The organism is Micromonospora sp. SYSU B005 (assembly GCF_055362685.1).
In genome coordinates this window covers 124033-137746 of record NZ_JAXCFU010000008.1, presented here as the reverse complement: position 1 = coordinate 137746, position 13714 = coordinate 124033, and the positions used below count along the sequence as shown (strand labels likewise).

Annotated in this window: 13 protein-coding genes; 7 read left to right on the top strand and 6 right to left on the bottom strand. The window is 70.8% G+C overall.

What is annotated here, in order from left to right:
- The first annotated feature begins 90 nt into the window (after window positions 1–90).
- On the top strand, window positions 91–2250 hold the full coding sequence (locus SM452_RS19580; protein ID WP_463840444.1) for an MMPL family transporter: 2160 nt from the start codon (window positions 91–93) through the stop codon (window positions 2248–2250).
- 22 nt (window positions 2251–2272) lie between these two features.
- On the opposite strand, the gene SM452_RS19575 is transcribed toward SM452_RS19580, so the two are convergent.
- Together SM452_RS19575 and SM452_RS19570 are read right to left on the bottom strand one after the other, a co-directional pair.
- Window positions 2273–2935 (bottom strand): response regulator, encoded by a 663-nt coding sequence (locus SM452_RS19575; protein ID WP_463840443.1) that lies wholly within the window; start codon window positions 2933–2935, stop codon window positions 2273–2275.
- Entirely contained in the window at window positions 2932–4101 is a 1170-nt protein-coding gene (locus SM452_RS19570) for a sensor histidine kinase (RefSeq protein WP_463840442.1), read from the bottom strand. Before SM452_RS19570 ends, SM452_RS19575 begins: the two co-directional genes overlap by 4 nt.
- Before the next feature lie 224 nt (window positions 4102–4325).
- On the opposite strand from SM452_RS19570, the gene SM452_RS19565 reads away from it, so the two are divergent.
- Window positions 4326–4826 carry an anthrone oxygenase family protein gene (locus SM452_RS19565; protein WP_262014930.1) on the top strand — a complete coding sequence of 167 codons (501 nt, stop codon included), beginning with the start codon at window positions 4326–4328 and terminating at the stop codon, window positions 4824–4826.
- On the top strand, window positions 4823–5290 hold the full coding sequence (locus SM452_RS19560) for a hypothetical protein (RefSeq protein ID WP_262014929.1): 468 nt from the start codon (window positions 4823–4825) through the stop codon (window positions 5288–5290). The genes SM452_RS19565 and SM452_RS19560 overlap by 4 nt, the downstream gene beginning before the upstream one ends.
- A gap of 28 nt (window positions 5291–5318) precedes the next feature.
- On the opposite strand, the gene SM452_RS19555 is transcribed toward SM452_RS19560, so the two are convergent.
- The 3 genes from SM452_RS19555 to SM452_RS19545 all read right to left on the bottom strand — a co-directional run bounded on the left by SM452_RS19555 (window position 5319) and on the right by SM452_RS19545 (window position 10855).
- On the bottom strand, window positions 5319–8393 hold the full coding sequence (locus tag SM452_RS19555) for a DEAD/DEAH box helicase (protein WP_463840441.1): 3075 nt from the start codon (window positions 8391–8393) through the stop codon (window positions 5319–5321).
- A 147-nt stretch (window positions 8394–8540) separates the two neighbouring features.
- Window positions 8541–9440, bottom strand: coding sequence for a phosphotransferase (locus tag SM452_RS19550; protein WP_463840440.1), 900 nt, complete (start codon window positions 9438–9440; stop codon window positions 8541–8543).
- Window positions 9437–10855, bottom strand: coding sequence for a helix-turn-helix domain-containing protein (locus SM452_RS19545; protein WP_463840439.1), 1419 nt, complete (start codon window positions 10853–10855; stop codon window positions 9437–9439). Before SM452_RS19545 ends, SM452_RS19550 begins: the two co-directional genes overlap by 4 nt.
- Window positions 10856–11166: 311 nt before the next feature.
- On the opposite strand from SM452_RS19545, the gene SM452_RS19540 reads away from it, so the two are divergent.
- The 4 genes from SM452_RS19540 to SM452_RS19525 all read left to right on the top strand — a co-directional run bounded on the left by SM452_RS19540 (window position 11167) and on the right by SM452_RS19525 (window position 12851).
- On the top strand, window positions 11167–11397 hold the full coding sequence (locus tag SM452_RS19540; RefSeq protein WP_402810129.1) for a hypothetical protein: 231 nt from the start codon (window positions 11167–11169) through the stop codon (window positions 11395–11397).
- A 20-nt stretch (window positions 11398–11417) separates the two neighbouring features.
- On the top strand, window positions 11418–11636 hold the full coding sequence (locus tag SM452_RS19535) for a DivIVA domain-containing protein (protein WP_402810342.1): 219 nt from the start codon (window positions 11418–11420) through the stop codon (window positions 11634–11636).
- Entirely contained in the window at window positions 11629–11883 is a 255-nt protein-coding gene (locus SM452_RS19530; protein WP_355507270.1) for a hypothetical protein, read from the top strand. The genes SM452_RS19535 and SM452_RS19530 overlap by 8 nt, the downstream gene beginning before the upstream one ends.
- Window positions 11884–12023: 140 nt before the next feature.
- Window positions 12024–12851 carry an SAM-dependent methyltransferase gene (locus SM452_RS19525; protein WP_463840438.1) on the top strand — a complete coding sequence of 276 codons (828 nt, stop codon included), beginning with the start codon at window positions 12024–12026 and terminating at the stop codon, window positions 12849–12851.
- A gap of 35 nt (window positions 12852–12886) precedes the next feature.
- On the opposite strand, the gene SM452_RS19520 is transcribed toward SM452_RS19525, so the two are convergent.
- Entirely contained in the window at window positions 12887–13651 is a 765-nt protein-coding gene (locus SM452_RS19520; protein WP_463840437.1) for a hypothetical protein, read from the bottom strand.
- Window positions 13652–13714: the final 63 nt, after the last annotated feature.

The window sequence follows — 13714 nt, the reverse complement described above, 5'->3', positions numbered from 1 at the left end:
ATCATCGACGAAAGTCCGCGAGCCGTCCGAAAGGGATTGCTCACGCAGCGTAGGATCGCGTGCGACACAGCCGAACACACGGGGGAAACGATGTTCGAGCGCCTGGGCAGATTCGTCGTGGGCAAGGCCTGGTGGGTGATCGGCGGCTGGGTCGTCGCCGCGATCGCGATCATCGCCGCCAGTCCTTCGCTGAGCGACATCACCTCCGCGGACCAGGAGAGCTTCCTGCCGCGTTCCTACGAGTCGGTGCAGGCCACCGAGTTGGGCGCGAAGTCGTTCCCGCAGGCCGCCACCGCCACCGCCACAGTCGTGGTCAAGCGCAGCGACGGCAAGCCGCTTACCCCGGCCGACGAGGCGCGCGTGGGGCAGCTCGCCACCGCGCTCAAGGCCCGGAACATCCCGCAGACCTCCGGCTACCTCACCGGCCCGCAGGCCGTCGCGCCGGACAAGTCGGTGCAGGTGGTCACCGTCGGTCTCGACGCCGACAGCCCCGACGACCCGGGCCTGCTCGACGCGGTACGCGACCTGCGCGCCGCCCTCGGGCCGGACCTGTCCGGCAGCGGCCTGACCGCCGGGGTGGCCGGGGACGTGGCGAGCTTCGTCGACAACGAGGACACGTTCAACGACGCGTTCGCCGTCGTCGGCGTCGCCACCATCGTCCTCATCATCGGGCTGATCCTGATCATCTTCCGCAGCCCGATCGCCGCGCTGCTGCCGGTGGTGGTCATCAGCGTCGTCATGTCCGTCACCACCGGGCTGGTCGCGGCCGCCGGCAAGGCGTTCGACCTCAACGTCAGCCAGGACCTGCAGACCATCCTGCTGATCGTGCTCTTCGGCATCGGCACCGACTACATCCTGTTCCTGCTGTTCCGCTACCGCGAGCGGCTGCGCGCCGGCGACGACAAGCGCACCGCGATGGTCGTCTCGGTGCAGCGGGTCGGCGAGGTCATCACGTCCGCCGCCGGTGCGGTCATCGTGGCGTTCCTGGTGCTGCTGCTCGCCTCGCTCGGCTTCTTCGGTTCGCTCGGTCCGGCGCTCGCCATCGCCGTCGGCGTCATGCTCGTCACCTCGCTGACCCTGATCCCGGCGCTCGTGTCGCTGCTCGGCCGGTGGGTGTTCTGGCCGTCGAAGGCGTGGCAGCGCCAGCCCAAGGCGACCCTGTCCCGGCGGCTCGGCGCGGTCGTCGGACGCCGCCCGGCGATCGTGGCAGCGGCCTCCGGCGCACTGCTCGTGGCGCTCGCCGCCGGGGTGCTCGGCTACAAGGCCGACTACGACTTCGGGGCCGGCTTCCCGCAGGACACCGAGTCGGCGCGGGCGGCCCAGGACCTCCAGCGCGGCTTCGCCGCCGGGGCGCTCGCGCCCACCGAGGTCTACCTGACCACCGGCAACGGCACCCGGCTCACCGAGCAGCAGGTGAACGACTTCGCCGCCGCGTCGGCACGCGCTCCGGGCGTCGGGCAGGCGCAGCCGCCGGAGCGCAGCGCCACCGACCCGAGCGTCGTCCGGATCAACCTGCTGCTCGACGAGAACCCGATGTCCAACGAGGCGATCACGCTCGTGCGCGACGACCTGCGAAAGGCGGTGCACGAGGCGGCTCCGCCGGGCACCAAGGCACTCGTCGGCGGCACCACGGCGATCTTCGCGGACATCAACTCGGCGAACAACAGGGACCTGTCGGTGATCCTGCCGGTCGCCGCACTCCTGATCGCGATCATCCTGGCGCTGCTGCTGCGCAGCCTCGTCGCGCCGGTCTACCTGGTGATCGCGGTGCTCCTCAACTTCGCCGCCACGCTCGGCGCCACCGTCTACGTGTTCCAGGGACTCCAGGGCAACCCGGGCGTGACGTTCCAGCTGCCGATCATCCTCTATCTGTTCGTGGTGGCGATCGGCACCGACTACAACATCCTGATGATCGCCCGGCTCCGGGAGGAGGCGCGCGAGGGCCACGAACCGCACCAGGCCGCCGCGATCGGAGTGGAACACGCCGGCCCGACAGTCGCCGCCGCAGGGCTGATCCTGGCCGGCACGTTCGGGGTGCTGATGCTCGCGCCGATCTCGTTCCTCCAGCAGATGGGCTTCGCGGTGGCGATCGGGATCGTGCTGTCCGCGTTCGTCATGTCGATGTTCTTCGTACCGGCGCTGACCGGGCTGATCGGCCATAAGGCGTGGTGGCCGGGGCACGGCGACGAACGACGCAACGGCGGCGGCCGGCACGCGGCACCCGAACCGGCGGACGCGGCGTCGGCCTGACTGTGACCCGCCCCGGCGCGGCTCAGCCCTCGCCGGGGCGGACCAGCCCGCTCTCGTATGCGATGACGACGAGCTGCGCCCGGTCGCGGGCGTTCAGCTTCTGGAGCAGCCGGCTCACGTAGGTGCGGGCGGTGTCCGGGCTGAGGAACAACGCCTGCCCGATCTCGGTGTTGGACCGTCCGGCGCCCACCTGCGCCAGCACGTCCCGTTCCCGGGCGGTCAGTCCGGCCAGCCGCCCCGGATCGGCCACCGGTGAACGGGCCGCCGCGGCCAGCACCCGCCGGGTGACGGCGGGGGAGAGCAGCGCGTCGCCACCAGCCACGGTCCGGACCGCGTCCCGCAGCGCGTCGGGCGGGGTGTCCTTGAGCAGGAAACCGGCGGCCCCGGCACGGATCGCCTCGAACAGGTACTCGTCGTCGTCGAACGTGGTGAGCATGACCACCTGCACGCCGGCCAGCGTCGGGTCGGTCAGGATCCGCCGGGTCGCCGCCAGGCCGTCCCCGCCGGGCATCCGGACGTCCATCAACACGATGTCGGGCCGCTGCTCCCGTACCACGGAGAGGCCGCTGCCGCCGTCGCCGGCCTCGCCCACCACCTCGATGTCCGGCGCGCGGTCGAGCAGCGCGCGCAGACCGGTGCGGACCAGGTGCTGGTCGTCGACGAGGACGACGCGGATCGGGTTCACGCGGCGACTCCCGTCAGTGGCAGGTGGACCGAGACCCGGAAACCGGCGGTGCCGCCCGCACCGGTGCCGCCGGTTTGGACGGTGCCGGTTTCGACGGTGCCGCCGAGCAGGGCTACCCGTTCGGCCATGCCGCGCAGGCCCTGGCCCGTCCCGTCCCCGGCGGGCGGACCGCCGCGACCGTCGTCCACCACCTCCAGCGCGAGCCGGCCGGGCGTGGCGCGGACCGTCACGGTGACCCGGGTGGCCTCGGCATGCCGCAGGACGTTCGTCAGCGCCTCCTGCACGACCCGGTAGACGGTGCTGCCCACCACCGCCGGCAGCGTGTCCACCGGACCCTCGATCCGAAGGTCGACCGCCAGTCCACCCCGGCGTACGCCGTCCACGAGCGCCGGGAGCTGGTCGAAGCCGGGGACCGGTTCCCGCGGCCCGGGCTCGCGGCGCAGCGTGCCGAGCGTCGCCCGCAACTCCGCCATCGCGCTGCCGCTCACCGACCGGATTGCTGCGAGCGCGTCCTCCGCCTGCGCCGGATCGCTGTCGGCGAGCGCCTCCCGGGCGACTGCCGACTGCAACGTGATCACCGACATGGTGTGCCCGAGCGTGTCGTGCACCTCCCGGGCGATACGCAGCCGTTCCGCCTCGACCTGACGGGCTGCCTCCCGGTGCCGCTCCTCGTCTGCGGCGACCGCCTGCCGGACCAGGGCCGCCCGCAGCGACCGCCGGTTGCGTACCGCGTCGCCCAGGGCGATGACGGCGAGCAGCAACGCCGCCTCGGAGCCGAGTTCCGTACCGACGACCACCGCGATGTCGTCCCCCTCGGCCAGCCGGGCGACCACCGACACGGCCAGCAGGCTCCCGGCGACCACGGTGGCCGGGACGACACGCCCGCGCTCGGACACCCGGTAGAGGACGGCGGCGGCAGGGGCGGCCACCCCGACGGGCGGCAGGTCCAGCGCGTAGTACCCGAGGATCACGACCGCCGTCGCGACCAGCGCCGGCAGCGGCCACCGCCTCGCGCACAGCACCAGCCCGCCGAGCACCGCGCCGACCACGACCGCGAGCGCCGCGCCGCCGGGCGACTGCTGGTCGGCCGCCACGGCCACCACGACCAGGCCGAGCGTGGCCGCCGCGAGCAGCACGTCGGCGCGGGTGGGCGAGGTGTCGGGCACGCCTTCGAGCCTAGGTCCGCGCGGACCCTCACCGCTGTCGTCCGCAGGCGTCAGGGACGACCCCGAGGCGTACGCCGAGAAGCGACACCCGGTCGCGCGGCCACGCGGACGACGGTCGAGAACTGCCGACCTAGCGTCGATGGCATCCCCGAAACGTGAGGAGAACCCTCGTGGTACGCACAAGACTGACCTGGCTCGCCCTTATTATCATGGTTTGGGCGTCGATGATGTCGTTCGGCGGGGTCGCCGCCGAGACAGTCATGCTCTACCCGAACATCTTCAACGACGCGCCCGCCTCGCTCGACCGGGCCCGGGAGTTCCTCGTCCACGGCGGCCCGCACGACTACTTCCCGCCGCTCGGCGCGTCGGTGATCCTCAGCAGCGTCGCCGCCACGCTGCTCACCTGGCGCGACCGTCGGCTGCGCTGGTGGGTCGCCGGTGCCACCGCCGTCTTCGTCGTCTGCGAGTTCCTGTTCTCCGCCGTCTTCTTCTGGCCGCGCAACGAGATCATGTTCGTCGACCCGCCCGGGACGCACTCCGCCGAGTACCTGCGTCAGGTCGCCGCCGAGTTCGTCGCCGGCCACTGGGTGCGCCTCGCCGGAGGTGCGGTGACGGCCGTCCTGGCGTTCGTCGCGCTGCTGAAGTTCGTGCGCTCGACCGCGCCGGGCTCGGTGTCGGCTCCCGCACCGACGTCGGCTTCGGCCTCGCCGGAGGTGACGCGATGAGCGCGGGTCGCCGTACCCTCGGGTTCCCCTGGCCGGCGTTGGTCGCGCTGGCCGCGCTGGCCGCCCCGCGCGTGGCGCTGCACGACCTGGGCGTGGTGCCGGAGGGCACGATCGTGGCCGCGCTGCTGGCGGTCGTGCCGCCGCTGTGCTGGGTGGTCGCCGTGCTCTGGCGGCGGCCGCCGCGCCCGTTCCTGACGCTCGTCGTGGTCGGGGCGCTGTACGGGGCGTTCCTGGCGGCCGGGCATCAGGTGTTCTGGGATTCGTCCCTGGGGATGGACGCGCCAGGGCTGGCCGGGCTGGAGCCGGAGGCGCGGGAGGCGTTGTTGCGAGGCGCGACGGTGATGTCGAGCCTGGTCACCGGCACGATGGTCGGGGTGATCGCGGGTGGGGTGGCGGTGCTGTTGTCTCGGGTGCTGCCAGCCCGACGTCGTGAGCAGGCCGACGCCTCTCGTCCGTTCGCCTGACTTGGCAAGCGGACGGAAGCCTCCTAGCTCAGGCGGCTATCGCCCGCGCGGCGGCGTACATGTCGGCGGGAAGCGGCTGCCGCAGTTCCCAGAGGATCCGCATGGGCCGGTCGCCGCTGTGCTCCCGGTACGTCATCGGACCCGCGTACAGGTACGGCGGTGCGCCCAGGTCACGGTCGGCGATTTTGGTCTCGCGGACGAACAGGTGCACCGTCGAGCCCTGCACGACGTGGTTGACGTACCGCTGCCCGGTGGCCGAGCCCGATGACGTGGTGCTCTGCGACTCCCACTGGAACAGCCTGTCCGTGATAGCGCGGTCGGCGTACATGGTGGTGGGCGAGTAGTGCTCCTCGGACTTGACGAGCGTGACGAAGAACAGATCCGCGCGCTCGTCGGGCAGCCACTTCACGCCCTCGCGCAGCGAGCCCGGGTTGGTCATGCCGAAGGCCGCGCACGCCTCGTTGCGGCTGTAGCGGGCGTGTACCCGCAGCGGTACCCGGCCCGGGGTAGGTGGCTCGGTGACCCGATGGATGCGGTCACGCAGCACGTCAACTACCTGCCGCAGTTCGGCGCAGCGCGCCGGTTCTGCCCACAGCCGCTTGAGCCGGGCGTCGCGTTCGGTCAGCGGCACCGACGGCCCCCACAGGCTGAAGTGCAGCATGTCGAGCAGCCGCCCGGCGGTGGGGCGCTGGCCTGCGGCGAGCTGAGCGATCAGGTCCAGCCGATCGACATCGTCGGTGTGGAGCATCCGGCCGATGGCTCGGCTCAGGTCACGGTCGTCCGGGCCGCCTTCGGCCGGGTCGAGACCGGCGAGGCGCCGCAGCCCAGCCCAGCCACCGATGCTCGCCGATCGGTAGACGTCCTCGATTTCCAGGCCGGTCTCGCGCAGGAAGTCGGACAGGCTCACGTCACCGAGCTGCCGCAGCTCGGCCACCAGCGCGTTTTTCGACGTCGGCAGCGCCGACTTGAGGTTGGCGAGCACGATCTCCTTCGCCACCCGGTCCAGTTCGATGTGGCAGCCGCTTGGTAGCGAGGGGAAGTCGTCCCGGACTGCGGCTTCGACCGCCCGCCGGCTGACCCCGGCGAGGGCACGCCAGCGCATGTCGAACCGGAAGTTCGCGTGCTGGCCGCCGATGAAGTCGAGCACCGTCAGGCACGGCTTGTCGTCGTCCAGCCGCAGACCTCGGCCCAGTTGCTGGAGGAAGATCGTGGCGCTTTCGGTGGGGCGCAGCATGAGGATGGTGTCGACCATCGGCAGGTCGACGCCCTCGTTGAACAGGTCGACGGTGAAGAGCACCTTCAGCTCGCGCTTGCGGAAGCGGTCGATCAGCACGTGCTGCTCTGGCCGGTTGACCTGCGATGTCACGGCCGCCGACGGCACACCGTGCCGGGTGAAGAAGTGGGCCATGAACTCGGCGTGGCCGATGCTCACGCAGAAGCCGAGCGCGCGCATCCGTCCGACATCAGCGATGCGGCGGACCGCGTGCAGGATGAGCCGTGCCCGAGCGTCGTTGCCGGTGTAGACGCCGTCCAGCTCGCCCTTGTCGTACCCCTGCCCGCGCTTCCACCGCACCCGTGTCAGGTCCACGTCGTCGTGCAGGCCGAAATACTGAAACGGCGCCAGCAACTGCCGTTCAAGGGCCTCCCACAGGTGCAACTCCACCGACGCGCGGCCGTCGAACCACCGGCGCACGTCGCGGCCGTCGCTCCGCTCGGGGGTCGCGGTCAGACCCAGGAGTACGCGCGGCCGAAGCCGCTCCAGCAACGCCGTGTACGTGGCCGCCTCGGCGTGGTGGAACTCGTCGACGATCACCATGTCGTACGCCCCGGGGTCGATCTCCTGCCGGCGCAGCGACTGGATCGAGGCGAAGACGTGCTTCCACCCATGCGGCCGATCGCCACCCACAAGCGTCTCGCCGAAGGTTCCGTCGCCCATGACCTGGCGGAACACCGACCGGCTCTGCCGCAGGATCTGCTCCTGATGCGCGACGAAGAGCAGCGAGTCGACGTGGCCCGCACGCCGGAGCCGGCGGTAGTCGAGCGCCGCTATCACCGTCTTGCCGGTACCGGTGGCCATCACCACCAGGTTGCGCCAGCGTCCGTGGACCAGACGCTCGGCGTCGAGGTCGTCAAGAACCTCCTGCTGGTACGGGAACGGCCGCACGTCCAGGTTCGCGATCTCGGTCGGGGCGTCGTCGGCGCGTTCCCCGCGCAGTGCGACACGTAGGCGCTCGGCATCGGTTGCCGGGTCGTAGGTCTCAAACGCCGAGTCGTTCCAGTAGTCCGCGAACGTCGCCTCGAACGTGTCGATGACGTGCGGCTGCTCCAGATTCGAGATGCGGACGTTCCACTCCACGCCGTCGACGAGCGCGGCCTTGGAGAGGTTCGACGAACCGACGTACGCGGTGGTGGTGCCGTTGTGCCGCCGGAACAGCCACGCCTTGGCGTGCAGGCGGGTGGTCCGCGTCTCGTAGGACACCTTGATGTCGGCACCCAACTCGGCGAGCCGATCGAGCGCCCGCTGATCGGTGGCGCCCATGTACGTGGTCGTGATGACCCGTACCCGGCCGCCTCGGGCGACCAGATCGGTGATCGCGGGCTCGATGATGCGCAGACCGTGCCACTTGATGAAGGCGCAGAGGAGGTCCACCTCGTCCGCCGACGCCATCTCGTGGCTGACCTCATGGCCGATGCGCGGCTGGTGCCGGCCGTTGACCAGGAGCGCGCCGGTGGAAAGCGGTGTCGAGGGGCGGATCGGGAAGACCGGTGCGGCCGGCGGGGTGGGCGGTGCGGCGATGGCGTGCAGCAGACGCTGGGCGTCCGCCACCTGGTCGTCGGCGGTGACGGCGCGGGGCTCGGCCTGAGCGATGTGCGCGGCGATGCGGTTCGCCAGGTCGACCTGCCGGGCCAGCTTGTTCTCCCCGCCGCCGACGCCGAGGAGCGCCCGGCGCGCGAGGCCCGCGATGTGCCGAGCCAGGACATCATGCGCGTCGGCGGCATCCAGCTTCGCGTCCCGGACGAGGGCGCTATCGACATGCCTGAGCTGCGTCGCCAGCTTCTCCGTGATCAGGTGTTCGTAGATGCCCTTTTCAAGATCCCCCACGGTGGCAAGCTAATCGCGATGAACGCCGGGCGGAAGCCGGTGCGATAGGTGTCAGGAGCTTTGTCCTATGGCCTGTCGGATCATCGACACCTCAAGATGAAGGTCGACGCGTTGCCCATCGGGCGGCAGTCGCTCGCCGAGAGGCTCTCAGGCGAGATCGGCGAATGGCTTCCAACGTAGACCGTGGTCGCCTTGGGAAACTGACTGCAATCGCTTGGCAAATTCGGTCGCGACGCTCGCCGAACTCGCGAGAAGCGGAGTGGCGGCAGCGATCATTTTGAGTTCGCGGGCTTCCCGCAGAAGCGGCCAGTTGCGGTCGGACATCACGTCGTACCCGTACGCCTCGGCGAGCGCCCGATGCGCCCCGCTCTTCCCGAAGCGGGCCTCGCCCACAGCGACCGCTGCCAGGTCCACCTGCCAAGGCCCACGACAAGTGGCGTCGAAGTCGCAGAGCAGGGTGCCGCCCGATGCATCCCGGAGCAGGTTGCCGACGTGTGCGTCCCCGTGGATGAGCGACTGCTCCACGCGTTGGTTGAGATCAGCGACCTGCGGCTCCAAGCGGTCGCACCACGTCATCAAGTAGTCGTGGTCCTCTGCGCTCAAGCCGTCGGCATCCGCCAGGCGTCGACGCGCATCCCCGATCGGATCCCAGGCGGCTAGCGGGAAGGGCGGGGGTTTGAGCGCATGAAACCGCCGCAGCGCCGAGCCGAGGTCATCGACCGTCGGGGTAGGCGCGGCGGGTGGCACGTAAGTCCACACCGAGGCAACCAAGTCACCGACCGCCACTGGCTGCTTCACGCCAGGCGCCAGCCGGATCGTGGGCGCGTCCAGCTCGGCGAACCATCGCGCCAGCTGAACGACCTTCGTCACCCGGTCCCGGAGCCGGTACGTCCGCGCGATGCGGATGACAAGCCCGGATGCCGGCAACGCGAACACGGCGTTGTTGGTCAGCCGCAGGAGCTGAGCGTCGTCGGCCGGCACGTCGAGGCCGCCGGCGATCTCCCGCATGGCGCGGGTCATCGCTTCTTCCGAGAACCGTCCGCTCATGCCGTGGCCGCAGCTCGTGCGGTGAGTGTCCGTTCGAATTCGGCAACGACGGGAAGGTGGCGGTGCCGTCCGAGATCGCGCCGCAGGTTGAGTACTCGATCAACCACTCGACTGGAACTCAGCGCACGCGACTGCTCGATCACGCGCGTGCCGACAGCGACCGCCCGCTCGGGCTCATCGGTGAGGAAGAGCGCGCTGCACAAGCCGACCTCGTTCAGGACCATGCTGCGGACGTTCGCCGGGCCGAAGGCGACGATCGCCTCTTCGACGCTCCGCACCGCCTGTGCCGCGTGCGTTCCGGCCTGCCGGGCCATGTCGCGGTACACGCGGCCGTACTGGGCTAGCAGTTCGCCACGGTCGTAGAAGGCCATCCAGGTCGGCTCGCGTTCGGGATCCACACGCTCGAACTGATCACTCGCGCGACCGAGGAGGGTCAGCGCGCTTCGGTGGTCGCCGAGTGCGGCTGTCGAAGCGGCCTCCGCGCCCCAGAGCAGCGCCGTCACCGCCGGGGTCGCCCGTGATCCCAGCTCTGAGTGGGCCAGCCTCAGCGCGGCCAGAGCATCCTGGTTGTGCCGAAGGTGCTGTAGCTGCTTGGCCTGCGAGTAGCGGATCAGGGCCGCCAGCGGGGCATCGTCAGCGGACATTGCGGCCCGCTCGCCGGCGGCGAAATGCCGCTGAGCGTCCGTGTGCCGGCCGGCGTCCAGCGCGGTCCAGCCGGCCAGTTGACGTGCCGCCGCGACCGCCGCGACCAAGCGGGGTGTCAGCCCGGGGCCGTGCGACCAGTCGAGCATGCGGTACACCGACTCCGCGAACCGCGCGACCTCCCGATAGAGCAGGCCGCCACCGCATTCGTAGTCGACCGACCGGTAGAGCTCCAGGACCGCGTTCAGCCGAGAGACGTCCGCACTGCCGATACGCCGGGGCCGGGGCTGCTCACCGACCCCGACCAGTCCGGCTCCTGCCGACACCGCGGCGATGCCGGCCAGAAGGGTTCGCCGGCCCAGGTCTGGTGTTGTGCGGACCTCGTCGGCCACAGCGCCGACTGCGAACCAGAGAGATCCCGGCGGGATGCGGAGCACGGTCGCCCAGTGCGCCAGCCGGTCGAGATGCACCAGGGCGGGGCCGTTCTCGATCCGGCTCAACTGCGCCTGCGTGATCCCCAGCCACCCCGCGACGACGCTCTGCGGCAACGGGTTCCGACCGTGGTACGGGTGGTGGCGGTACGCCCGGATCACCTGCCCGAGATGCCGCCGGGCCAACGCCGTCCGTACCGGTTCATGGTCCCAGAACGAGTCGGGTACGGCGGGCGGCGTGCTGAGGCGGTCGCGTTCGGCGGCCTGGCAGGGCGCGCAGCGTCCCGTGTCGTTGTCACGCGCCAGGCGCCCGCCGCAGCGGGGGCAGTTCGCAGGTGTCACCGGCAACCTCGCCGTTCGCGGAGAACCTGTGTCCGAAGTCGAGCCTAGCCATTCAACCCGGTCCGGAACGGGCCGGTATACGCGCTGTGCATATCGCGGCATGTCTCGGAATGGTGACCGAGGGTATGCGGTACATGCATTGCGGCCACGATCATCAGGGCATGCGCCTTCTGCCGATAAGGACTGAGGGTCGGCGCATGGCCCGGGGCGGGTGCCGGGCTCCGGCGGCACCGTGTCCCCCGATCGCGGCTTCCGTCGACCCCGCCCGCCCCGGCGCCACTCCACGAGATCCGATCCGGAGGCGTTTGCCGATGTCCGCCGTACTCGCCGACTTCCCCGTCCTCACCCCGGTCACCGACGAGGACCTGCTCGTCGCCGCGCTGGCCGTGCGCGTACACGTGCCCGAGCACTGGCCGCAGGGGCCGCTGTGCCGCAGCGAGCGCGTCCCGTACCCCTGCCGGCTGGCCCGGTGGGGGAGGGCGACGCTCGCCGCGGCCGGGCTGCCCGACGAGGCCGTGGCGGCCGGGACGGTGGCGTGGTGATCTACGTGACCGGGGATCGGATGCAGGCGTACCAGGTACGCAGCGCTGTCTTCGACACCCGCTGGCGTGGCCTGGACCCGGCGCAGGTGCACGACTACCTGTGCCGGGTCGCCGACGAGATGGACCGCCTGCACCGGGAGCTGACCACGGCGCGCACCGAGTCGGAGCGGGTCCGCCAGGCGCTGCGGCAGTGGCAGTCCCGCCACAACGGCTGCCGGCGACGCGGCCACGATGACTGAGCCGCGCTGGATCGTCCACCTGCCGACCACGCTGACCAGCCGGGACGCCGCCGTCGAGCTGGCCGCTGCGCTCGCCCGGTCGCTCGGGCATCTGGATGCCGTCGACTTCGGTGAGACGACGCTCAGCGAGGAGGACGCGCAGCACCTGCGGTACCGGGTCTGGTGCGACGTGCGGCTGCCCGGCGGTGGGCGCTGCGGACACCGGGATGGTCACGACGGGTCCTGCGGGGCGACGGAGCTGCGCTGACAGCGGCGTGTCGATCGATGAACGCCCTGGTGACGGGCCGGTCCGCTGGGAGCGGTCCCAAACGGGGCGACCATCCACCCCGTACGGTCGCTACACTCCCCGAAAACACCCGGAACCGTCCACAGAGTCTGGAGACGCCTGTGACCCGCGACAAGGCCGCGCCGCCCGGAATCGACGTCACCATCCCCAGCGTGGCCCGGGTCTACGACTACTTCCTGGGCGGCAAGGACAACTTCGAGGTCGACCGGAAGGTCGCCGAGCACGCCCTGCGGATCACGCCGGACGGGCCGGCCGCCGGTCAGGCGAACCGGGCGTTCCTCCGCCGGGTGATCCGCTACCTGGTGACCGAGGCGGGCATCGACCAGTTCCTCGACATCGGCTCGGGGCTGCCCACCCAGGGCAACGTGCACGAGGTCGCGATCGAGCACAACCCGGCCGCCCGCGTCGTGTACGTGGACAACGACCCGATCGTCCTGGCGCACGGGCGGGCGCTGCTCGCCGCGGAGGGCACCGCGACGGTGATCCAGGCCGACATTCGGGAACCGCAGGAGATCCTCAACGATCCGGACGTCCGCCGGTTCCTCGACTTCGACCGCCCGATCGGGCTGCTGCTGTTCGCGATCCTGCACCACATCGGCGACGACGAGGACCCGCGATCGGTGGCGGCGGCGCTGGTCGACGCGCTGCCGTCCGGCAGCTACGTCGCGATCTCGCACTTCCGTGACCCGGGCGAGCGGGATCCGGAGGGCTCCCGCAAGGCCCGCGAGGTCGAGCGGGTGTTCAACGAGTCGCTCGGCACCGGCCGCTGGCGTACCGACGAGGAGATCCTCGCGTTCGCCGACGGGCTGACGCTGCTGGAGCCGGGCCTGGTGCCGCTGGCGGAGTGGCGTCCGAACCCGGACGCGCCCGCCCAGCAGCAGACCGACACCTACCACACCTTCGTCGGACTGCTCGCCCGCAAGCCGTAGGCGGTGCGAAGGGCCCGCGAGCGGGTGCGGGCACGTCAACCGGGCTCCTCGTCGCTCTCCTCGAACCGTGCCAACGCGGCGGACAGGTCCCGCAGGAACGCGTCGACCCGGGCGCGGTAGTAGCCGTGGGCGACGAGCGGCAACTCGAGCAGGGCCCGCTCCACCTGTACCTTCGTTTCGAGGCGCAGCAGGTGATCCTCCGACCGCAGCGCCTCCCGGCCCTTCTGCACGAGGGCGTCGACGGCATCCCTGTCGTATCCGCGCGCTTCGATCGGGAAGTCGGCTGAGTCGAAACGCTGCCGGACGATCTGTCGGTGGTCGGTGAAACGGCTGCCGCCGTACCGGGCGAGAGCGTCGGCTACCTGGTCCGTCTTCTCCCGAACGTCGTGCACTTCGAGCAGGACCAGGCAGGGCCGGTCGTCCAACGGGCTGCGGTGTGTCAGTGGAACGTCGAGGGCCGACGTGGCGGCGGGTACGAGCAGCAGCAGCGGCGATGGCATCCTCTTGTCGGACAGCACCGGAGGTTGCTGGTCCAGGACCAGGTGGTCGATCTCCGCCCAGGGCAGCAGCCGGTTCAGTCCGGCCGTCCGGACGGTCAGGCCGTCGACGTTGATGTGGAACCGGACCGGCCGGACCGCCTCGACGATGCCCGCAGCGCCGACGAGCATGACGAGCCCGCCGAAGATCAGCCCGCCGACCAGTCGAAGGGTGCTGCCGGTCAGCCCGGACAACACCATGCAGAAACCGGACGGCAGCATGACGCCGACGAACAAACCGGCGCGACTGCGGTGAAGATCCATCGTCTCACCCGCGATTCCCCGTCTTTCCTGACTGAGAGGGTGACAACCGGGCGCAAGTTGATC

Excerpts from the sequence above, each read along its gene's own strand:
- SM452_RS19580 (WP_463840444.1), top strand. The coding sequence starts at position 91 with ATGTTCGAGCGCCTGGGCAGATTCGTCGTGGGCAAGGCCTGGTGGGTG.
- SM452_RS19565 (WP_262014930.1), top strand. The coding sequence starts at position 4,326 with ATGATGTCGTTCGGCGGGGTCGCCGCCGAGACAGTCATGCTCTACCCG.
- SM452_RS19560 (WP_262014929.1), top strand. The coding sequence starts at position 4,823 with ATGAGCGCGGGTCGCCGTACCCTCGGGTTCCCCTGGCCGGCGTTGGTC.
- SM452_RS19550 (WP_463840440.1), bottom strand. The coding sequence starts at position 9,440 with ATGAGCGGACGGTTCTCGGAAGAAGCGATGACCCGCGCCATGCGGGAG.
- SM452_RS19540 (WP_402810129.1), top strand. The coding sequence starts at position 11,167 with ATGTCCGCCGTACTCGCCGACTTCCCCGTCCTCACCCCGGTCACCGAC.
- SM452_RS19535 (WP_402810342.1), top strand. The coding sequence starts at position 11,418 with ATGCAGGCGTACCAGGTACGCAGCGCTGTCTTCGACACCCGCTGGCGT.
- SM452_RS19530 (WP_355507270.1), top strand. The coding sequence starts at position 11,629 with ATGACTGAGCCGCGCTGGATCGTCCACCTGCCGACCACGCTGACCAGC.
- SM452_RS19520 (WP_463840437.1), bottom strand. The coding sequence starts at position 13,651 with ATGGATCTTCACCGCAGTCGCGCCGGTTTGTTCGTCGGCGTCATGCTG.